This window comes from Pseudoglutamicibacter albus (genome assembly GCF_031458175.1).
GTDB classification, from domain to species: domain Bacteria; phylum Actinomycetota; class Actinomycetes; order Actinomycetales; family Micrococcaceae; genus Pseudoglutamicibacter; species Pseudoglutamicibacter albus.
The window spans coordinates 858267-879293 of record NZ_JAVDXX010000001.1; the positions used below are offsets into that span (position 1 = coordinate 858267).

General features: G+C 58.1%; 19 protein-coding genes and 1 pseudogene. 2 read left to right on the forward strand and 18 right to left on the reverse strand.

All coding sequences use genetic code 11. The features are described from left to right. Nucleotides 1-57: 57 nt before the first annotated feature. Nucleotides 58-1674, forward strand: a complete 1617-nt coding sequence (locus tag J2S67_RS03780) for an ABC-F family ATP-binding cassette domain-containing protein (protein ID WP_310246462.1) — start codon at nt 58-60, stop codon at nt 1672-1674. Between the two features lie 5 nt (nt 1675-1679). Here the strand turns inward: J2S67_RS03780 and J2S67_RS03785 are convergent, their stop codons facing one another. The 7 genes and pseudogenes from J2S67_RS03785 to J2S67_RS03810 form a co-directional block, all read right to left on the reverse strand. Beyond that, complete coding sequence (locus J2S67_RS03785) at nt 1680-2129, reverse strand: GntR family transcriptional regulator (protein WP_310246466.1); 450 nt, start codon at nt 2127-2129, stop codon at nt 1680-1682. Between the two features lie 69 nt (nt 2130-2198). Further along, nucleotides 2199-2600 (reverse strand): annotated as a pseudogene (locus J2S67_RS09830) (winged helix-turn-helix domain-containing protein); the annotation flags it as partial. A 158-nt stretch (nt 2601-2758) separates the two neighbouring features. Continuing rightward, complete coding sequence (locus J2S67_RS03790) at nt 2759-3160, reverse strand: cytochrome c oxidase subunit 4 (protein WP_310246469.1); 402 nt, start codon at nt 3158-3160, stop codon at nt 2759-2761. Nucleotides 3161-3167: 7 nt separating this feature from the next. Then, the gene (gene ctaD, locus J2S67_RS03795; protein ID WP_035755233.1) at nt 3168-4889 is read right to left on the reverse strand and encodes an aa3-type cytochrome oxidase subunit I; all 1722 of its coding nucleotides are present in this window, start codon (nt 4887-4889) and stop codon (nt 3168-3170) included. Nucleotides 4890-4895: 6 nt separating this feature from the next. Continuing rightward, the gene (gene ctaC / locus J2S67_RS03800; RefSeq protein ID WP_070492135.1) at nt 4896-5795 is read right to left on the reverse strand and encodes an aa3-type cytochrome oxidase subunit II; all 900 of its coding nucleotides are present in this window, start codon (nt 5793-5795) and stop codon (nt 4896-4898) included. 144 nt (nt 5796-5939) lie between these two features. Further along, nucleotides 5940-6290 carry an iron-sulfur cluster insertion protein ErpA gene (erpA, locus tag J2S67_RS03805; RefSeq protein WP_035755232.1) on the reverse strand — a complete coding sequence of 117 codons (351 nt, stop codon included), beginning with the start codon at nt 6288-6290 and terminating at the stop codon, nt 5940-5942. 123 nt (nt 6291-6413) lie between these two features. Beyond that, nucleotides 6414-7829, reverse strand: coding sequence for a dipeptidase (locus J2S67_RS03810; RefSeq protein ID WP_310246473.1), 1416 nt, complete (start codon nt 7827-7829; stop codon nt 6414-6416). An 83-nt stretch (nt 7830-7912) separates the two neighbouring features. On the opposite strand from J2S67_RS03810, the gene J2S67_RS03815 reads away from it, so the two are divergent. Then, entirely contained in the window at nt 7913-8524 is a 612-nt protein-coding gene (locus J2S67_RS03815; RefSeq protein ID WP_035755227.1) for a DUF3043 domain-containing protein, read from the forward strand. A gap of 117 nt (nt 8525-8641) precedes the next feature. Here the strand turns inward: J2S67_RS03815 and J2S67_RS03820 are convergent, their stop codons facing one another. The 11 genes from J2S67_RS03820 to hrcA all read right to left on the reverse strand — a co-directional run bounded on the left by J2S67_RS03820 (nt 8642) and on the right by hrcA (nt 20730). Beyond that, nucleotides 8642-9715, reverse strand: coding sequence for a quinone-dependent dihydroorotate dehydrogenase (locus J2S67_RS03820; protein ID WP_310246477.1), 1074 nt, complete (start codon nt 9713-9715; stop codon nt 8642-8644). 59 nt (nt 9716-9774) lie between these two features. Next, nucleotides 9775-10608, reverse strand: coding sequence for an isoprenyl transferase (locus J2S67_RS03825; protein WP_310246480.1), 834 nt, complete (start codon nt 10606-10608; stop codon nt 9775-9777). Between the two features lie 20 nt (nt 10609-10628). Continuing rightward, nucleotides 10629-11393 (reverse strand): DNA repair protein RecO, encoded by a 765-nt coding sequence (gene recO, locus J2S67_RS03830; RefSeq protein WP_070492144.1) that lies wholly within the window; start codon nt 11391-11393, stop codon nt 10629-10631. A 105-nt stretch (nt 11394-11498) separates the two neighbouring features. Beyond that, nucleotides 11499-13259 carry a 2-isopropylmalate synthase gene (gene leuA, locus J2S67_RS03835; protein WP_310246482.1) on the reverse strand — a complete coding sequence of 587 codons (1761 nt, stop codon included), beginning with the start codon at nt 13257-13259 and terminating at the stop codon, nt 11499-11501. A 262-nt stretch (nt 13260-13521) separates the two neighbouring features. Beyond that, nucleotides 13522-14451 carry a GTPase Era gene (gene era / locus J2S67_RS03840; protein WP_310246484.1) on the reverse strand — a complete coding sequence of 310 codons (930 nt, stop codon included), beginning with the start codon at nt 14449-14451 and terminating at the stop codon, nt 13522-13524. Next, nucleotides 14451-15929 (reverse strand): hemolysin family protein, encoded by a 1479-nt coding sequence (locus tag J2S67_RS03845; protein ID WP_070506525.1) that lies wholly within the window; start codon nt 15927-15929, stop codon nt 14451-14453. Before J2S67_RS03845 ends, era begins: the two co-directional genes overlap by 1 nt. A gap of 3 nt (nt 15930-15932) precedes the next feature. Then, nucleotides 15933-16409 (reverse strand): rRNA maturation RNase YbeY, encoded by a 477-nt coding sequence (gene ybeY / locus J2S67_RS03850; protein WP_239446115.1) that lies wholly within the window; start codon nt 16407-16409, stop codon nt 15933-15935. Beyond that, nucleotides 16406-17566, reverse strand: a complete 1161-nt coding sequence (locus J2S67_RS03855; RefSeq protein ID WP_310246488.1) for a PhoH family protein — start codon at nt 17564-17566, stop codon at nt 16406-16408. The genes ybeY and J2S67_RS03855 overlap by 4 nt, the downstream gene beginning before the upstream one ends. A 98-nt stretch (nt 17567-17664) precedes the next feature. Next, the gene (locus J2S67_RS03860; RefSeq protein WP_239446117.1) at nt 17665-18462 is read right to left on the reverse strand and encodes a 16S rRNA (uracil(1498)-N(3))-methyltransferase; all 798 of its coding nucleotides are present in this window, start codon (nt 18460-18462) and stop codon (nt 17665-17667) included. Nucleotides 18463-18465: 3 nt separating this feature from the next. Next, the gene (gene dnaJ / locus J2S67_RS03865; RefSeq protein ID WP_239446118.1) at nt 18466-19593 is read right to left on the reverse strand and encodes a molecular chaperone DnaJ; all 1128 of its coding nucleotides are present in this window, start codon (nt 19591-19593) and stop codon (nt 18466-18468) included. 90 nt (nt 19594-19683) lie between these two features. Continuing rightward, nucleotides 19684-20730, reverse strand: a complete 1047-nt coding sequence (gene hrcA / locus J2S67_RS03870; protein WP_310248718.1) for a heat-inducible transcriptional repressor HrcA — start codon at nt 20728-20730, stop codon at nt 19684-19686. Nucleotides 20731-21027 lie beyond the last annotated feature (297 nt).

Here is a 21027-nt window from a genome sequence, read left to right on the forward strand (position 1 = left end):
GGCACGCTATAGGTGCCCATTGTGTTGCTAGAGCCCAGCAATGCTCAGGAGATCACTATGCCTTCCATCAAGCTCGACCATATTTCTTTCGCATACGGTTCAAACCAGGTACTAGATGAGGTGTCACTCAACGTTGGTGATGGTGAGCGAGCCTTCCTTGTGGGACCCAATGGCTGTGGCAAAACCACGCTCTTGAACGTCGCCTCGGGGCTACTTAAACCAGACAGCGGTCGTATCACCTCCCGGGTTGTTGGCGCACCGATTCCAGAACCGGAACGCTTCAACGGTACTGTAGCGGAGTATTTTGCGACCGCGTTGGCACCGTTGCATGAACTGTCTCGACGCTTCGAAGAAAACACTGCATCGCTAGCTACTGGCGACACCGGCGCCGAGCGCGAATACGACCAGCTTTTGGCAGCGATGACCGCACACGATGTCTGGTCACTCGAAGCACGCCTAGATGAAACACTTGAAGGCCTAGGTCTAGGGGTGCTTTCCGGTTCCTCGGAACGTCTGCTCACGAGTCTCTCCCCCGGTCAGTGTGCACGCCTTCACTTAGCTGCGCTGCTCACGCTACAACCAGACGTGCTGATACTCGATGAACCGACAAACCACCTGGACCGTGAAGCGATCGACTTCCTCACCGCGATGGTCACCAAGTGGCCCGGCCCTGTGCTTGTAAGCAGTCACGACCGTCTGTTCATTGAGAACGTTGCGACTGTCATCTACGACATGGACATCACGGTTTGGCAAGAGCTCGCTAGAGCCGAAGGCCACGAACTTACCGGCGGGCTGTTCCGTAATGCTGGCAACTACTCGCAGTATCTAGCCGCGAAAGAAAAAGCCCGGCAGTCACACCGCCAGATTCATGCGGAGCAGCAAGCAGATAAACGGCACATACGCGAGCACCGTAACGAGAGCATGAAGATTGCCCGCGGCGGGGTACGCCTCAAGACCGCGACCGGTAAGGAAAAGAAGTTCTTCGCCGACCGCGCAGCCGCGACATCTGTCAAACGCACACGCAACGATGACGTCAAGCTAGAACGACTAGAAGAGCGGGAAGTCCGTAAGCCGCGCGACTATCAACTCGAACTCAGCACCCCAACTCCAGAGCCATACGAAGGCCTAGCTCTCAGCATTCGGCACGCTGCTGTCGAGCACCGGCTGGCACCGTGCGACCTCGACCTAGCTGCCGGTGAACATCTACTTGTTACTGGCGATAACGGCGCCGGGAAGTCGACACTGCTGCAGTGGATCGCCACCGCTCAGCCGCCACAGGGCGTCATCTCGTCAGGGATCATAACCCGCGAGGAGCCTGTGACCATGGTTCAGCAACGACTTCCAATGGAAAACGACCCCGGATTCACCGTTGGTATTTGGCACAACGGTGTGGGTCAGCTCGGTAAGGGCGTCATCCACCCAGCAATGTGGTCTACACCAATCCCGGAGCTATCGGACGGAAACCAACGCAGAGCGCAAATAGCTGTTGCCATATCAGCCCACCCGTCAACACTGATCGTGGATGAGCCAACCAACTATCTGGATCTCGACACCATCGAGTCGTTGGAACGAGCCTTACGCGACTGGCCGGGAACACTGATCATAGCGAGCCACGATCGGTGGCTGATAGAGCATTGGCAGGGCCGCCATCTCCACCTGCAGTCATGCAGGTAAAAGCTCTACTGGCGCCTGAGATCAAGCCTGATCGGGAAAGCCTCAGGCCTATAGAACGTACCGCTAAAGACCACTACCTCATCTCCGGCGAACTGGTGCCGCACAATTTGGAGAAGCGCTGCACCGGAACTCAGATTCAACATTCGCTCCTGCATCAATGTGGCTGTGACAGCCTCGATCTGTTCGAGTGAACGATTCAACGACACGCCGCAACGCTCATCCAGATGCTTCTCTATCCGAGCGCTGGGAGGCCCTTCTAAGAGGCCCGCAGTACGCCGCAACGCAACGTACATCTCTTCAACCGCGACAGGTGCGCTATCGGCGCTGTGCAGCCGCTGCAGGTACAGGATCTCCTCACCCCGCTCAAGACGAAGCTCTCGCGCAAGAAGATTCGTCGCCTTCACAACCTCGTGACGGATCAAGCGAACGCTTGGGGTGCGGTGCCGTAAACGCATCTCCTCAGCGAAGGTGCGTAGCCCATACGTGGGCGGCGTGGAGGTTGGCCGGGCTGAACGTGTCCCCCTGCCCGGCTGAACGCGAACATAACCTTCCCTGGCTAGTGTTTCGACAGCATTCCTCAGTGTCGTACGGGATACCTCTAAAGCCTCAGCTAGGGGCCTCTCCCCCGGTAAACGCGTTCCTGGCGGTATCTGCAGCAGAACGCCACGCAAAGCCTCTGTGAGGCCGTCTGAACGTTTATAGGATTCCCTGCTGCGTTGCCCCCGGGAGGCTGGCCCTTGCGCTCCCATCGGGTGATGTTTCCAAGCGTCTACGAGTGCTTGCAGGATGAGATCCGTGTTGGTGACGGCCTGCTCTGTGGGAGTTGCCAACGGTTTTGAGGATGCCGGTAGTTCCTGTGTTGGCGGTGGTTCTTGCGTTGCCGGATTGTCGTGAGTGCTCTCGGTGGTAACTGACGGATTCTTCATGGAACGTCCTGCCGCGGAAAGTCTGACACGTGAAGATGAGAAACGACGAGGGCTTAGGTCTCAACTATATCGGCAACAAGATACTTTCGATCGTTAAATGTTTGAAGGGGCTTCCGCACCATGGTGCGGAAGCCCCTTCAAACTATGTCAGCTGGTATTTAGTGGCGGTAGGAGCCTCGGTTGAGTTCGAACGCCCAACCGAGGACGCCGACTGCTACAGCACCTAGGCCGAGGTAGAAAACCCACCAGCCGATGGCCAGGCCTGCGAAGCCGATAGCTACACCAGCACCGAGCATCAGCGGCCACCAGGACCACGGAGTGAACTGACCGTAGATGCCAGCGCGCTCAGCGATCTCACCCTCAGTGTCATCCTCCGGCAGGTTGTCGGACAGCTTAGCATGCTTGTTGAAGTAGTAGCCGATCATGCCGGTCATCAGACCAAGCAATACCAGTGCTGGGAAACCTACCCATTCCTCGAAGCTCGTCATGAAACCGTAAACGATTCCAATCGGAATGAAGAACAGAACACCAGCTAAGAAAAAGTAACCACTAGTTTTCATAACTTAATCACTTATCTCCCTGGTCAGCCGGACCGAAGACCGATGCCACTGGGCCAGTTGGCGTTACACGACCCGAAGCGAGTTCTGGGTGGTGCAGGTCCAGTGCCGGACGCTCGGAACGGATACGTGGCAGCGAGTAGAAGTTGTGACGTGGCAGTGGGCAAGGCGTTGCCCACTCGAGCGAGGCGCCAAAGCCCCACGGGTCATCAACCTGTACGCGGCGGCCGTTGCGGTGGGTGATGAATACGTTCAAGAAGAACGGAATCATCGAGATCGCGAGGATCATGGAACCAACCGTGGATACCTGGTTCATGGCGGTGAAGCCATCGGAATGCAGGTAGTCAGCGTAGCGACGTGGCATACCCATGACGCCGAGCCAGTGCTGAACCAGGAAGGTCAGGTGGAAACCGATGAACACGAGCCAGAAGTGGATCTTGCCGAGGCGCTCGTTGAGCATCTTGCCGGTCCACTTTGGCCACCAGAAGTAGAAGCCTGCGAACATCGCGAACACGACGGTACCGAAGATCACGTAGTGGAAGTGAGCCACAACGAAGTAGGTATCGGAAACGTGGAAGTCCAGCGGTGCCGAAGACAACGTAATACCGGTCAGACCACCGAAGAGGAAGGTCGTGAGGAAGCCGAGGCTCCAGATCATTGGAGTCTCAAACGTGATGGATCCTCGCCATAGAGTGCCGAGCCAGTTGAAGAACTTCACACCGGTTGGTACCGCGATCAGCATGGTCATGAAACCGAAGAACGGAAGCATGACGGAGCCAGTCACGTACATGTGGTGCGCCCAGACCGCAACCGAGAGGGCAGCAATCGCGATGGTTGCAAAGACGAGGCCCTTGTAACCGAAGATCGGCTTACGGGAGAAGACCGGGAAGATCTCAGACACAACACCGAAGAACGGCAGCGCGAGAATGTAGACCTCTGGGTGACCGAAGAACCAGAACAGGTGCTGCCAGAGAACCGGGCCACCATTGGAGGCATCGAAGATCTGGGCACCCAAGCGGCGGTCAGCGCCGAGGGCGAACAGTGCTGCTGCGAACGGTGGGAACGCCATGAGGATCAGCATCGAGGTAATCAGCGTGTTCCAGGAGAAGATGGACATACGCCACATGGTCATACCCGGTGCACGCAAGGTGATGATCGTGGTGATGAAGTTCACCGCACCGAAGATGGTACCGAAACCCTGAAGTGCCAGACCGAAGACCCAGAGGTCAGCGCCCAAACCAGGGCTGAAGGTCGAGGAAGCAAGTGGGGCGTAACCGAACCAACCGAAGGATGCTGCACCCTGAGGGGTGATGTAGCCAGACATCGCGATGAGCGAGCCGAACAGGAAGAACCAGAAAGCCAGCGCGTTCAGACGTGGGAAGGCCACATCCGGTGCACCAATCTGTACTGGCATGAGGACGTTGGCGAAGCCAGCGAACAGCGGCGTACCAAACATCAGCAGCATCAAGGTACCGTGCATCGTGAACAGCTGGTTGTACTGCTCCTTGGTGTGCAGGATCTGCATACCTGGCTCGAAGAGCTCTGCACGGATCAGCAACGCCATGACACCGGCGATGCAGAAGAAAATAAACGCGGAGATCAGGTAAAGGTAACCGATCTTCTTGTGGTCAGTCGTCGTAATCCAGTCGACGATGATGCGGCCCTTGGACTTAGGCACCACCGGCTGACTTACGGTGCGAGACTCGTTGGACGAGTATTCAAAAGTTGCCACGAGTCATCACTTCCCTTCTCGGCTTGGCTCTTCTTCGCCAGTCAGACGATGGTAGGAAGGATCGTTAGTCGGAGTAACCTCAAGACGGTTGTACTCCTCCTTCAAGCTACCCTTCTCCATCTTCGCGAGCTGGTTCTTGAATTCTTCCTCGGAGACAACCTTGACCTGGAAGATCATCTCGGAGTGGTATTCACCGCAAAGCTCAGCACACTTACCTGCGTAGGTGCCTTCCTTCTGCGGGGTGAGCCACATGTGGTTCTGCTTACCTGGGATCATGTCCATCTTCTGAAGGAATGCAGGAATCCAGAACGAGTGGATCACGTCACGCGAGTTCAACTTGAAGTGAACCGGAACGTTAACTGGGAGGTAGAGCGTCGGGAGCTTGGACTCGTCAACGACCTTGCCCGGCTCGTGCACCTGGGTCGTAACCTCGTAGCGCTGATCGCCTTCGTAGTCGTAGTTGAAGTCCCAAGCCCACTGCTTGCCGTAGACGTTAACGGTCAGCGGAGAGTCAACTGGGGTGTCAACCTTCTGCTGCGTGCGGTGGGTGAAAGTAAAGAAGGTCATGATAATGGCGATCGGGACCGCCGTGTAGAAGACCTCGAGTGGCAGCGAGTAGCTCAGCTGCTTTGGATAACCGGTATCGCCCTTGCGGCGGCGGTAGGCAACGATGCACCACAGAGCCAAGCCCCAGGTAATCAAACCGATTACCAACGAGGCGATCCAGGAGTGATTCCACAGCTCCGCGAGTGAGCGAGTGTGGTTGGTCGTGTCCAGATCTTCCAGGGGCAGGAAGCCATTCTTGGACACGGGGGTGCATCCCGCGAGGGCTAGTGCCCCAACGGCAAGGATCCCGCCGAAGACCTTGGTCTTGACGCGACCGCTGGTCCGAACTTGCGAACTCACAGACGGCCCTTCCTCTTGAGTGTATGCGGATGACGTGATGGTAAGCGGCGGCCGGTGGAGAAACTGGCACACCTACTCTCCTTAGAGAGTACCGTTCTTTGCGCTCTGACGCACAGTTGGCGCGCCGAATGCACTTAATGTTGGTCAGTGGAACGAGTCGCCGCAGGCGCATGAACCCGCAGCGTTCGGGTTATCAATCGTGAAGCCGACCTTCTCGATGGAATCCTCGAAATCTACGGTCGATCCCGCAAGATACGGAGCCGACATCTGATCCACGATCAGCTCGACACCATCGAAATCACGGATGGCGTCGCCGTCGAGGACACGCTCGTCGAAGTACAGCTGGTAGATCAGACCCGAACAACCACCGGGTTGTACAGCGACCCGTAGTCGAAGATCATCGCGGCCTTCCTGCTGAAGCAGTTCACGAACCTTAGTGGCAGCACCATCAGTCAAAGTGACTTCATGGCTTGCAGTCTCTGCAGCTGTTGTCATGAGAAACCTCCATACCCAGCACGCCGGATATCCAGCATGCTGTGTGCCTTGTTGCGGTCATCGAAGGCGGTATTTCTATTGCCATCGAAAACCTTGTTTTGTCTCTAGTGTAGTCCGAGGCCCTTAGCTGTTGGCCGCTTCAGTGGCCAGATGCGTAAGCAATAGAGCTTCCGAAAGTGTTGCCTTGAAGAAGTCTTCAATATGTAGCGATTCGTTGGCCGAATGTGCTCGGGTATCCGGGTCTTCAATACCGGTGACGAGAATCTCGGCGTCTGGGAAGACCGCCTGGAGGTCGCCGATGAATGGGATCGAGCCTCCAAGCCCCATTTCCACTGGCTTGACGTTCCATGCTTGCTTAAGGGCCCACATCTTCGCCTGAGCAGCCGGCGAGGAGGTATCGGTCGCGAAGGACGGGCCAACCTCCGTGGTCTTATAGCTAATCTCGGCACCGAAGATGTCTTGATTCGCAAAGTGCTCTTCCATAGCTTTCGCCGCCAACGCCGGGTCCTGGCCCGGTGCTAGACGCACTGAAACTTTGCCCCGCACCATCGGGATGATCGTGTTGGAGGACAGCGACACGTTGGTGATGTCCATACCGATGAGCGAAATGGCTGGCTTGCGCCACAAACGATCCGCGATCGAACCGGTGCCTGCCAAACGTAAGCCCTCAACTACGTTGGCATCGGCTCGGAAATCAGCCTCGTCATAGTCGATCTCGGCAGTCGAGGCGACGGCCAGCCCCTCAACTGCCACGTCACCGTTCTCGTCGTGGAGGGTTGCGACCAAGCGTGCCGCGATCGTCGGGGCGTCCAGAACGGGGCCCCCAAAGACACCTGAGTGAACAGCGTGCTCAAGTACCCGAACCTCGAACTCTCCTGCCGTGAGGCCACGTAGCGACGTGGTCAAGGCAGGCTGGCCGACCTTCCAGTTGCTCGAATCAGCAACGATGATGACCTCAGCTGCCAGCGCATCGCGATTCTCTTGCAGGAAGTTAGCGAACGATGGCGAACCGACTTCCTCTTCACCTTCGATGAAATATGTCAAGCCAAGCCCGGTCGCGGCAGCTACCTGGTCGATAGCGCGTAGCGCTCCAACGTGGACCATGATGCCTGCTTTATCGTCGGCCGTGCCGCGGGCATACAGGCGCCCATTGACCTCAGTGGCTTTCCACGGGTCCGTGTTCCATAGCTCCACGTCCCCGGTGGGCTGCACGTCGTGGTGGGCATACATGAGCACGGTAGGCATACCGTCTGCTGCTTCGCGACGCGCGATGATAGCCGGGCGGCCCTGCGCCCCATCAGGGCGAGCAGCGGAGAGAACACGGACGTCTTCGAGACCAGCTGAGCGGAACAGCTCAGCCACCGCTTCCGCGGAATCGATCACCGGCTGCGGGTCAAGATCATCCCACGCGACCGAAGGGATCTCAACGAGTGCGCTCAGCTCTTTGATGAGCTGTTCACGTTGGCCATCAACTGCTGAACGCAGCTGATCGACCACATCAGGTGAGACAACGGAAAGGGGTTCGTTTGTTTCAGTCATAGAACCAACACTAATACGGTCACCAAGGCCAATAACACGTCGCGTGTTCGGTAATTGAGCCAAAGGCCGATAGGATTGGGGCCGTGTTTGGTCGTAAAAAGAATGAACGGGCGGGCAAAGCTCAAACGAATGCCCCCGAGCCTGTAGTGGAAGAAGACAAGGGCCGCTCCCCTAGCGCTAAGAAGGGCCCCACCCCTTCACGCCGTGAACAGGAAGCAAAGAACCGCCGCCCTTTGGTAGGTGGCTCCCCTGCTGTTGCGAAGCAGCGTCAGCGTGAGCGCCGCGCCGCTGAGGCCGCGCGTATCCGTGAAGGGATGCGTACCGGGGATGAACGCTACCTGCTCGCCCGCGACAAGGGGCCACAGCGCCGCTACGCCCGTGAATTCATCGACGCCCGAACATCCATCGGTGAGACCCTGCTCATCGTTGTGGTGCTCTTCCTGGTCACTTCGCTTCTAATGTCCTCGATCCTGCCTCCCGAGGCGCAGGCGAACATGGTCTTCATCATGTGGATCTACCTGTTCATCGTGATTGTGGATGGCATCTGGGCAAGCCGCCAGCTCAAGAAGCGTTTGTTGTTGAAATTCGGTGAGGTCGAGAAGGGAACGATGTGGTACGCATTCATGCGTGCGCTGCAGTTCCGCCCGATGCGCCAACCAAAACCACAGAATAAGCGCGGCGAATACCCTGAGTGATAATCCGCCGGTGCTAGCACCGCGGTCTAATGCTCAATACACAACGGTTCGGGACCCTGACAGGGTCCCGAACCGTGTTTAAGGGAAGCTACCGTGCAGTAAGTGAGGCGTTGGCAGCTAAGCAGCCTTGCGTTTATAGGCTTTCTTGAGTGCACGGTTGATGCGGTGGACCCAGAACGGACCTTCATACAAGAAAGCGGTATAGCCCTGGACTAGATCAGCGCCTGCTTCGATGCGTTGAATCACGTCCTCGCCAGTAGTAACACCGCCAACGGAGATGATCGCGATCTCTTCTGGGAGTGCCTCACGCAGTATCTCTAGCACCTCGATCGAGCGTTCTCGCAGAGGCTGGCCCGACAAACCGCCAGCACCCAGGGCAACGACCTCATTCGTCGGTGTTGAAAGTGGCGCCCGCTTGATCGTGGTGTTGGTAGCAATCACCGCATCGAGCCCCACATCTTGAGCCAAGCGGGCAACATCGCGGACATCCTCATCAGCAAGATCCGGGGCGATCTTCACCGCCAACGGAACACGGCGGTCGGTAACCGCCGCATCGGCTTCCTCGCGAACGGCCGCTAGCAGCGGACGTAACGCCTCAATATCCTGCAGCATCTGCAAGCCCGGTGTGTTCGGCGAAGAAACGTTCACGACCATGTAATCCGCGTACGGCGCCAGAGTGCGGGCCGAAAGCCGGTAATCATCAACAGCGTTCTCAAGCTCAACCACTTTGGTTTTACCGATGTTCACGCCGATGATCGGGCGGATACCGGCGCGGCGGTTCAAAACCTCCCGCGTGCGGGCCAAACGTGGAGCGATCGCTGCAGCACCCTCGTTATTGAAACCCATCCGGTTGATAATCGCCTTGTCCTCAACCAGACGGAACAAGCGAGGCTGAGGGTTTCCATCCTGAGCCTGCCCTGTGACCGTACCCACCTCGATGTGGCCGAACCCCAGGTTAGTCAGCGCAGTGGTTCCCTCGCCGTGCTTATCGAAACCGGCCGCCAGCCCGAAAGCTGAAGGGAAGGTCAAGCCCATTGCCCGCACGGGAGTCGACGGGCGCGTCAAGCGACGCAAAACCGCGCCAAGGCCGCATTTCTCGACCAAGCGGATCATCGAAAAACCGAGGTGGTGAGCTTTCTCCGCATCCATGCGAGAAAACGCAAGCTTAAAAAACGTAGGGTAAAAACGCATCAAGCAACTTCCTGATCAGTACAACGTTCCAGACCAATACAGTGCCCATAGTGCATGGGCTAAACCTCGCCGTTTATAGCAGGGGACGAACCAGGCTGGGAACCTAACGACACCGGCTTATTCACCGCGCCACCGAAACGGCGATCCCGCGAAACATACTGGCCCAACGCGTCCCAGAACACTTCACGGCTCATATCCGGCCACAACGTATCCAAGAAAACCAGTTCCGCATACGCCGACTGCCATAGAAGAAAATTCGAAATCCGGTGCTCGCCCGAGGTGCGCAAAAACAGATCCACATCAGGAAGATCCGGCTGATACATCCGTGCGTTCAACGCATTCTCAGTGACACCCCGCTCAGACAGCGCACCGGAGGCAACATCGGAGGCGATCTCGCGCACCGCACGCATAATCTCCGAACGGCCGCCGTAATTGACGCACATCACCAGGTCCATGACGGTGTTATTCCGCGTCATCTGCTCGGCAGTCTCCAACTCAGAGATGACTGACTTCCACAACCGACCACGCTCACCAGACCAACGAACACGCACACCCCACTCGTTCAACGTGTCGCGCTGGCGCCGCAAAACATCGCGTGAGAAACCCATCAAGAAGCGGACCTCGTCCGGGCTACGCTTCCAGTTCTCCGTGGAGAACGCATACACCGAAACATGCTTAATGCCAGCCTCGATGGCTCCTGCGACAACATCGAGTAGCGCCTGCTCCCCCGCCCGGTGCCCTTCGGTACGGGGAAGGCCCCGCTGATTCGCCCATCGCCCATTGCCATCCATCACGATGCCAACATGGTGAGGCAACAAAGACCTCTTATAGTCCGGCATGAAGCGGACAGCCCCTTGGCCTGGTGCTGGAACTGAAGCGGAAACATCAGCCACTATGAGCGCAAACCTCCGATTCAAACATCCTGCGCGCGATCAAGCACACTCAACGACCTAACTGAGCGTTCGAGGTGCCACTGCACATATTGTGTCACGATCTCACCGGCCTGCCGCATCGTCACGTGATCAGCGCGCTGAACCCGTGCCCACTCCCCCGTGTTCAAAGCATCCAACAGATCCATAACTTCCGGCGTTGGGCTACGGGAACCCGCAGGCCGACAGTCGGGGCATACAGCGCCACCCAGCGGGACGTTGAGGCTACGATGCGGACCTGGCGCGCCGCATCGGACGCATTCAGCGAACGAGGCCGCCCAGCCGGCAACCGCAAGAGAACGTAAAACGTACGAATCAAGCACAGCGAAAGGATGCTGCTGCCGCGTGGCTAAAGCATTCAAGGCCCCGTAGAGCAACGTGAACTGGACATGCGTGGAATCGGCGTCATCACGAGTGAGCTTCTCAGCAACTTCAACCATGACCGCGGCGCAACTATAGAGGACATAGTCCGCACTCAACGTAGCGCCATACGGCTCCACGATCTGCGCCTGGGTTACGGTATCCAGGTTCCTGCCTTGAGCGAGCTGCACATCGATCACCATGCCCGGCTCCAAAACCGCACCGAACCGGGACGCGGTCCGGCGTACACCCTTCGCGACCGCCCGCACCTGCCCGTGCGATTGCGTCAGCAACACCACGATCCGGTCCGCTTCAGCGAGCTTATAGTGGCGCAACACGATAGCGCGGTCCTTATAAGAACGCGCAGAGAAAGTTGAACCACGGGCCATGCTTACAGCCTATAGACCTATGCCGTAGACAGACGTGGGTGGGGCGTGCGTTGATGCGCTCGGCCCACCCACAACAATGCCTGCTACCGGAATCGGTGCGAGGGTTTAGGAAGCAGCGGTGCCTGCCGCTTGACGGTCCCGGATCGCACGGTTGACTGCCGAGATCACAGCGTTCAAGCCAGCAAGCGTCGTGTTGGTGTGGATGCCAACGCCCCACAAGACGCGGTCATCGACTGCTGCCTCGATGTAGGCGGCAGCTCGCGCCGCACCGCCGGCCTCGAGGGCGTGCTCGGTGTAATCCAAGACTCGCACGTCGACACCCTCGGAGTTCAACAGGTTCACGAGCGCGTCGATCGGGCCGTTACCGGAAGCGCTGCGTACACGCTCGACACCGTCGATCTTCATGGTCGCGGTGAGCTTGACTGAATCGTTTGGTTCGTGGGTGCTCTCAACATTGAGCAGACGGAAATAACCCCACTGCGAATCATCTTGCTTGGCGGGCAGATACTCGTCGTTGAACACCTGCCACAACTGCTCCGAGGTGACCTCGGTACCGGAGGTTTCGGTGTGCTTCTGCACCACCTGGGAGAACTCAACCTGGTGACGGCGCGGCAAATTCAAACCGTAATCCGCCTTCAACAGGTACGCGACCCCGCCCTTGCCGGACTGCGAATTCACACGGATCACAGCCTCGTAGGTTCGGCCAACATCGCGTGGATCGATCGGCAGGTAAGGGACAGCCCACACCATATCGTCCACAGTCTTGCCAGCTGCCGCGGCATCGGCCTCCATCGCCTCGAAGCCCTTCTTGATTGCGTCCTGATGCGAGCCAGAGAACGCGGTGAAGACCAAATCGCCACCCCACGGGACACGCTCAGGGATCGGCATCTGGTTAGCGTATTCGACGGTGCGGCGGATCTTATCCATGTCAGAGAAATCGATCTCAGGGTCCACACCCTGGCTGAACATGTTCATACCCAGCGATACCAGGTCCACGTTACCGGTGCGCTCACCGTTGCCGAACAAGCAACCTTCGATGCGGTCGGCACCAGCCATGTAGCCAAGCTCCGCGGCAGCAACACCGGTTCCGCGGTCATTGTGCGGGTGCAGCGAGAGGATGATGGACTCACGGTTCTTGAGGTTGCGGTGCATCCACTCGATCGAATCGGCATACACGTTCGGAGTCGCCATCTCTACCGTTGCAGGCAGATTGACGATGATCGGATTCTGCGGGGTTGCACCGAACTCCTCGACGACCTCATCGACGATCCGGCGAGCGAACTCCAGCTCGGTGCCCGTGTAGGACTCCGGCGAGTACTCGTAGACGATCTCCGTATCACCGGACATCTGCTCTTCGTATTTCTTGCACAGACGGGCACCGGTCAACGCGATATCGACGATGCCGTCCTCGTCTTGGCGGAACACCACGCGGCGCTGCAAGATCGATGTCGAGTTATATAGGTGCACGATCGCACGGTGTACGCCGTCGAGGGCTTCGAACGTGCGCTCGATGAGGTGCTCACGCGACTGGGTCAGAACCTGGATCGTGACGTCTTCGGGGATCAGATCGTTATCGATGAGGTGGCGTACGAAGTCGAAATCGGTTTGGGACGCGGCCGGGAACCCCACCTCGATCTCCTTGAAACCCATCTCAACCAACAGCTGAAACAGTTTCAGCTTGCGGTCGGTGTCCATCGGGTCAACGAGTGCTTGGTTACCGTCACGCAGATCAACCGCGCACCAGCGCGGCGCCTTCGTGATCTTCTGATCCGGCCACGTACGGTCAGGCAGATCAACGGTGATCTGTTCATGAAAAGGGTCGTACTTGTGTACTGGCATGCCGGATGGCTGCTGGAAATTCTTCACGGTTTAGCTCCTGTAGACGACGAATGTGCGACGGCCGAGCGCGAAAAACTCCGCAACAAAAGACTCCGCGACGAGACTCGGCCGAAACGTTTACCTTCAACCTGCCGTTGGCGCGGGGGTAAGTAAGGCTTTAGAACTGTGGCATCTCGTCGCGGCAAGCAAGAAGAAGCATGCGCACCGTGATCATGGTTAAAAGCTAACACCCGGGCCGGGGTGCTTGTGCATTCATGACGCAACTGTGGACTTACGCCTCAGCCGAGCGTTAGAAACCGAAACGGTCGAGGTGGCGGGCATTGCGCTGCCAATCTTTAGCGACCTTGACGCGGATATCGAGGTAGACCTTAGTTCCGAGCATCGCCTCGATGGATCGTCGGGCACGCTGCCCAACATCCCGCAGCCGCGAACCGCGCTTACCGATCACGATCGCCTTCTGCGAATCACGCTCAACATACAAGGTTGCGTAGATATCGGTGAGTGGATTGTCCTCCGGGCGGTCCTCACGCGGCTCCATCTCTTCGATGGTGACCGTGAGCGAATGCGGAAGCTCTTCCCGGACACCCTCGAGTGCGGCTTCGCGGATGAACTCGGAGACGAGTTTGAGTTCAGGCTGATCAGTCACGTCCCCATCGGGATACAGCGGCGGCGAGACAGGCATGTGTTCAGCCATAACGTCTTCGAGGGTTGCCAGTTGTTCACCCTTGAGTGCAGAAACCGGAACGATCGCTCTAAACCCGCCAGGCAAGAGTTCATCCCCCATCGCCTGGACTTCTAGCAGATGGTTGGCCACGCGGGATTTATCCACTGTGTCAGTCTTGGTGACGATCGCGATCACCGGTGTGCGTTTAACTTTGGCGAGCTGTTCAACGATGAAACGGTCCCCCGGCCCTACCGCCTGATTTGCGGGTGTGCAGAAACCTATGACATCGACTTCCCGCAACGTGTTCTCAACCAAGTCATTGAGCCGATGCCCCAGCAAAGTCCGTGGGCGGTGAATACCGGGGGTATCGACCAAGATGAGCTGATAGTTCTCGCGGTGAACAACCCCACGGATCGTGTGCCGGGTTGTTTGCGGCTTATTCGAGGTGATCGCGATCTTTTGGCCCACCAGAGCGTTCGTCAGAGTGGACTTCCCTGCGTTAGGGCGCCCGACAAGGGAAATGAAACCAGCTCGGAAATCATGTGCTGGAGGCATTAGTCCTGCTCACTTTCACGTCTCATCGAAGCCCGCTGAGCATTACCAGCGGACCCATCTTCTTCACTTAGTGTGTCACGGTCCGATACGCGCCTATCTGTTGAGCCAGCGTCCGCGTCATCCATGCGAGTGCCGTCCTCGCCCGATTGATCGCCTCGCAACCGCTCATAGCGTTGCATGGTCGTGGCACCAGCATTAGATTCACTTTCGCCATCGTCTTCTGCTTCATTGTCAACAGGTGGATCAAGTTCCGTGACGATAATCTTGCCCGGACGGTTGCGGCGACCCTCGAGGGTTCTGACCTCCATGCGTAGCCCATCGATCTCAGCGACGGAACCGACGATCGGGACCTTGCCGATGAGCTTACCCATCAACCCGGCAACCGTATCGACGTCTTCATCGCGAAGTTCGCGGTCGAAAAGTTCGCCTAGGTGTTCGATCTGGAAGCCGGCATCGACCTCATAGCTTCCGTCTTCGCGCTGCGTGTAGTCAGGTGTATCCGAATCGTATTCGTCATCGATCTCGCCTACGAGCTCTTCAAGAAGATCCTCAAGCGTGATCAGCCCCGCGGTGCCACCGTATTCATCCACAACAATCGCGAAGTGCGTGGATTCGCGCTGGAACTCTTGCAACAGCTCATTGACGTGCTTGGAATCAGGTACAAAACGGGCACGCCGAGCGACCTCGAGCACGTTGGTTGCATTCAGCTCATCCGAATAGAGGTTCCCGATCACGTCTTTGAGGTGAACGACGCCGCGAACATCGTCGCTGTCTTCACCGATCACCGGAACACGGGAGCAACCGGAACGCATGAACAGCCTGATCGCGTCTTCTGCCGAGGAATCAGCCGAAATCGTGACCATGTCTGTGCGCGGAACCATGAGGCTACGGACTAGCGTGTCATCGAGTTCAAAAACAGAGTGAATCAGTTCGGCTTCTGCATCATCGATCTGTTGGGTTTCCGATGCGCGCTCGAGCATGTCACGGAAATGTTCCTCCGTGAGGAAAGTCGCCCCAGGGCGGGCGCCCTTAGGGGTAGCCATCGCAACCAGCCACGAAGAAGCCGGGCCAAGCAGCCAGGTCAAGAACCGAACGATCCACGCCGTATAAAGTACTGTCTTTGCGGCATGGCGCTGCCCATACTGACGCGATGCGAAACCAACCACAAGAATGGACAGAACCGCAGTCACTAATGCAGCAAGCCCAGCCGCCACCAGCGGGTGTGCGAACACGAAGAAGAACGCGCATGCCAACGCGATGCCGGCCAAAGATTCGGTCCAGACTCTCCAGAACCGGATCGCATACGTGTGTTGGGTCGGTTTCGCGAGGATCTTGGGTAGAAGTTTGCGGCGTGGATGTTCCGTGAGCTCTTCAGCTGCTTGGCGGGACAACGCAAGGAAAGCGGCCTCCGCGGTGCTCAAGAGCCACGCCAGAGCGAAGAAAACACCGGCCGCGAGAAATAAGACAACGGTAGTCATGAGTTAGTTAGTTTCAGTTTCTTGAGGTGCTTCGCGGTTCAAAAACTTCGCAAGCAATTCCCGCTGCAGACCGAACATTTCAGCTTTAGCATCAGGCTCATCGTGATCGAAACCGAGCAGATGCAGGAATCCGTGGGTCAGCAACAGACAGATCTCATCTTGGGTCGAGTGCCCTTGGGCTTCCGCTTGTTTAGCTGCTACGGTCGGGCTGATTACGATATCGCCCATGACACCCGGTGGGCTCGGATGCTGAACGGTACCTGGCCGCAACTCGTCCATGGGAAAGCTCATAACATCGGTTGTATCGGCCAGATCCAGCCAATCGATGTGCAGCTGTTCCATCGCTTCGTCATCGATGAGGGTCACGCCCAGCTCGGCATCCGGGTGGATATAGAGCTCATCCATGAGGAAAGTGGCCAGGGTTCCGAGCTGTTCGAGATCGCACTCGTGTTCGGTCTCGTTATGGATCTCGACGCTCATGCTGACTCAGAATCTCCTGCGGATGAGGATGCGGATACGGACTGTGCTGCTGGTGCTTTACGGCGCTCGGCACCACTGCTTCGAGGCTCTCGTGCACGCTTGAGCTTGCCGGCGCTGAGACGCTGGTGGTCTTCGTCCCAACGCTGATATGCATCCACAATCTTGCCCACGAGGCGGTGGCGCACAACGTCTTCGGCTGAAAGCTCACAGATAGCGATGTCATCGATCCCATCGAGGATGTCCAACACAATCCCGAGCCCGGATGTTTTGCCACCCGGAAGGTCGATCTGCGTGATGTCGCCGGTGACGACCATGTGCGAACGGAAACCAAGCCGAGTCAGAAACATCTTCATTTGCTCAGCGGTCGTGTTCTGCGCTTCATCGAGGATCACGAACGCGTTGTTCAACGTGCGCCCACGCATGTAAGCCAACGGAGCGACCTCGATGGTTCCGGCAGCGATCAACCTCGGAATCGATTCGTGCTCAACCATGTCATGCAACGCGTCATAGAGCGGCCTGAGGTACGGATCGATCTTGTCAGAGAGCGTGCCGGGCAGAAAGCCGAGGTTCTCGCCGGCTTCGACTGCGGGACGGGTCAGAATAATGCGGTCAACCTCGCCCGACTGCAAGGCAGCAACCGCCCGCGCCATCGCCAAATACGTTTTACCTGTACCGGCTGGACCCACACCAAACGTAATCGTGTGGGCGTCCATCGCCTCGACGTAGGCCGCCTGATTATTCGTCTTAGGTCGGATGCTCTTGCCTCTGTGGCGCAGAATCTCGCCAGTCACCGCAGGGTCGGGGTTGGCTGCCGCGAGCTGACGTTCTGCCATGATCCAGCGCTCAACCAACGTGGCTGTGACGGCGTTGCCACCAGCCGCCGCGGCGCGAGCTTGCTCCACGACGCGCCGAACAGCCTTAACATCAGCGAGCGGTCCACTCAATTCGAGTGAATCGCCGCGGGGAGCCAACGTGACTTCTGGCCACACCCCGCTGACAATCCGCAAAAGCGTATCGGCCGGACCAAGACTGGCGACCATTGCCTGATCGGATTCGAAATCGATGCGGGCGTGTGCGATGCCAGGGTCCCCAGCAACACCATGATGAGAGGGTTTGGCTGAGCTGTTCTTTGCTGTGAAGGGCACGTGCGTGCTCATCCTCGCTTCGGTAGATATGAAGTTCGGCAGAATTCCGGTCAACCGGTATCTATCTTCAGTCTAAGACGCGCTGCCTGCGTTCTCTAGGAACACATCACCTAGGTCTTATCGCCAAGAATATGGCGGGTCAGCACCGCGCCCACCGCGCCCGCTGTGGAAGCACGCAGAATATTACCCCCCAATGAAACCAAAACCGCGCCGGCGTGAGTGAGCGCCTCGACTTCCGCTGGAGAGATTCCGCCTTCAGGACCCACCGCGAGCATCACATCCACATCCCATTCCGGTGGCGGAGTGGATGATGAATGTTGACGAGGAAAGCTGCTGGCCCTGGTGGCCAGAACATCGACAAGATGCTGTGTGGCCTCCTCGTGACACACGGCAACGAGCACGCCGCGCTCGCTGGCCTGAGCAACCGCATCGACGAGCTGCTTAGTGGTGACCATCGGACCTATTGCTGGCTGATCAGCTCGGCGTGACTGCTTAGTGGCACGCACAGCCGTATCGACCCACTTCTGGTGTGCCTTCTGAGCACGCTCCCCACGCCAACGGACAATCGAGCGATCAGCCTGCCAAGGGATGAAGGCCGCTACACCAATTTCGACACAGGTTTCAACGGCCTGTAAGTCACGATCGTTTTTCGAAAGCGCCTGAATCAGGCCAACCCTCACCTCGGGTCCTGCCTGGCGGACCTCGTCGACAAGAACGCTTACGACCGCAGGATCCACGCGAGTCAGCGTCACGATCGCTGCCCGGCCGCAACCATCCACAACCTGGACGGACTCCCCCGGTTCAAACCGCATGACACGCACGTGATGAGCCTCAGAGGCGCATAGTTGATACGTACCGCCTGGCTGCCAATGGGCCGCCGCGGGATCCATGAACGACTTCAGCGACACCGGTCAGCCCAGGAACTTTTCGCGCAGACGACTCATGAAACCACGTTGGGCGAGCTTGCCGCGTGTGAACTGCTCGTCTCGGGCTTGGGCAAGTTGCTCGAGAAGATCACGCTGCTGCTCATCAAGATTCTTAGGGGTCTCAACGTTGACCGTGACTCGCAGATCCCCACGGCGCCCGCCACGCAGAGACGGCACACCCAAACCAGCCAAGGTCAATGTCTCACCCGACTGGGTCCCGGGTTGAATATCAAGCTCTTGGTCACCATCGAACGTCTCTAGCGTGACCTCGGTGCCGAGCGCCGCCTGAGTCATCGGGACCGACAGGACCGCGTGAAGGTCGTTGCCGACGCGCTCGAAGGTCGCGTGGTTACGGACACTGATCTCAAGGTATAGGTCACCGTTCGGGCCGCCACCCGGACCAGCCTCGCCCTCGCCTTGTAGCTGAATCCGCGTACCCGAGTCGACACCCGCAGGGATCTTAATCGTCTTCTCGGTCTTCTCACGAACGCGACCTTCACCGTTGCATTCGGGGCACGGCTTGACCAGACGGCTACCGAAACCAGAACATGCAGGGCACTCGGAGAGAGTCATGACGTCTCCGAGCATCGAGCGGACCGGACGCTGAATATGCCCGGAGCCGTGGCATGTTTCACACGTGACTGGCTCGGTGTTGCCTTCGGTGCAGGAGCCGTGGCACAACGAACACACCACAGCAGTGGAAACCGTGATGGTCACCTCTTTACCTTGAACCGCATCGACAAGATCGATCGGAACCCGCACTAGACCGTCACGGCCCGGCTGAGTCCGTGACTTTGGTTGAGGGCGGCCACCCCCACCGCCGCCTCCGAAGAACGCATCGAAAATATCCCCGAAGCCACCGAATCCGCTGAATCCGCCGCCACCGAAACCACCGGATGCGCCGTTCTCATCGCCTGTGCGATCGTAATTGCGGCGCTTATCAGGATCAGAGAGCACCTCATAAGCGTGAGTGACCGCTTTGAACTTCTCGTGCGTGTCCTCACCCGGGTTCAAGTCAGGGTGGAGCTGACGGGCAAGCTTGCGGTAGGCGCGCTTGATTTCCTCTTCCGAAGCGTCCTGGGATACCCCCAGGGTTTCGTAGTGGTTAGCCATGACGTAAATAAGTCGCTTTCCTTGGCTGGTCTAGTTGTCTAGTCGTCTGAGTGGGCTAGCTGAATGAGTCGTATATGAATCTTTGTGCCTCTAGATGGACAGGATGCGGCTGAGGTAACGCGCGATCGCTCGTACTGCGCCCATCGAACCTGAATAGTCCATCCGGGTAGGGCCGAGTACCCCGAGCATCGCGGAACCATTAGCTCCATAACTGCTGGCCACAACTGAGGTGTCCGTGAGTTCCGCGTGGGTGTTCTCGCTTCCGATGCGGACCACAACCTGGTCGTCGTCGGCTTCCATCTCTGAAAGCAGACGCAACAAGACAACTTGCTCTTCAAGGGTTTCCAATAAACCTGTCAGATCTTTACGGAAGTCCTGTTGTGAACGGGCAAGATTCGCCGTGCCGGAAAGCACTACCCTATCGACCTGGTGCGCTGTCAACGCGGACGCGATCGCTCGGGCCACGGTGTGGGCGAAGTCCAGAAGCTGCCGCGGCAGGTTGAACCCAGTTGGGTCACCAGGTGGCGGTGAAGACACCGAAGTCAACACGCCGGTTACAGCGTGCAGCGGTTCCCCGACGATGTGCTCGGCAATCTGATCGCGCACTAAAGCGACGTCCACATCAGAGACCTCGTGCGGTGCTGGCACCATGCGTTGGGTCACATCGCCGTTGCTAGCGATCACAACGACCAGAACCTGGCCTGGCCCCATCGTGAGGATCTCAACGTGCCGGATCCGCGTGTTAGAAACCTTCGGGATCTGGATGACCGCAAGCTGCTGGGTCAATGCGGACAGCGCGCGTGCCGTGCGCGCAAGAACGTCGTCGAGTTCCTCCGCGCCTTCAAGTAGCTGGTGGATCGCGCGACGTTCGGCCGCCGAAAGCGGCTTGATGTCCTCGATACGGTCAACGAAATAGCGGTAGCCCTGCTCAGTCGGGATACGGCCGGCCGAGGTATGGGGTGCTTCGATGAGTCCCTGCTCCTCCAAGACCGCCATGTCGTTACGAATCGTGGCTGCCGAGACTCCAAGGTTATGCCGTTCAACGAGTGCGGCAGAACCGACCGGTTCGCGTGAGTTCACGTAATCGTCAACCACTGCGCGCAGCACATGCACGCGGCGCGCGGTTGCACGGCTCACCGGCTTATCGCTGTCTGGGCGGACCACCTGAACTCCTCCTGCCTCATCCGGAAACTACGTGCCAACTACCTGCCAGAGCCTCAGGAACCTCACAACTCTTCAGGAAACCTCTTCACGTTCCACTCTGGCACTCTAATGGCCTGAGTGCCAATTATATCGGTTACCGCCCCGTTGCGGGCCCTACCGGATCGGGTTGCCACCCCGCCGCATCGCCACCCCGCCGCACCGTGCAGGCAAAGGTCCCCTGCGGACGCGCTAGGGCATCGTAGGCTGTAAAAGACTAGAACCGGCAGAGCC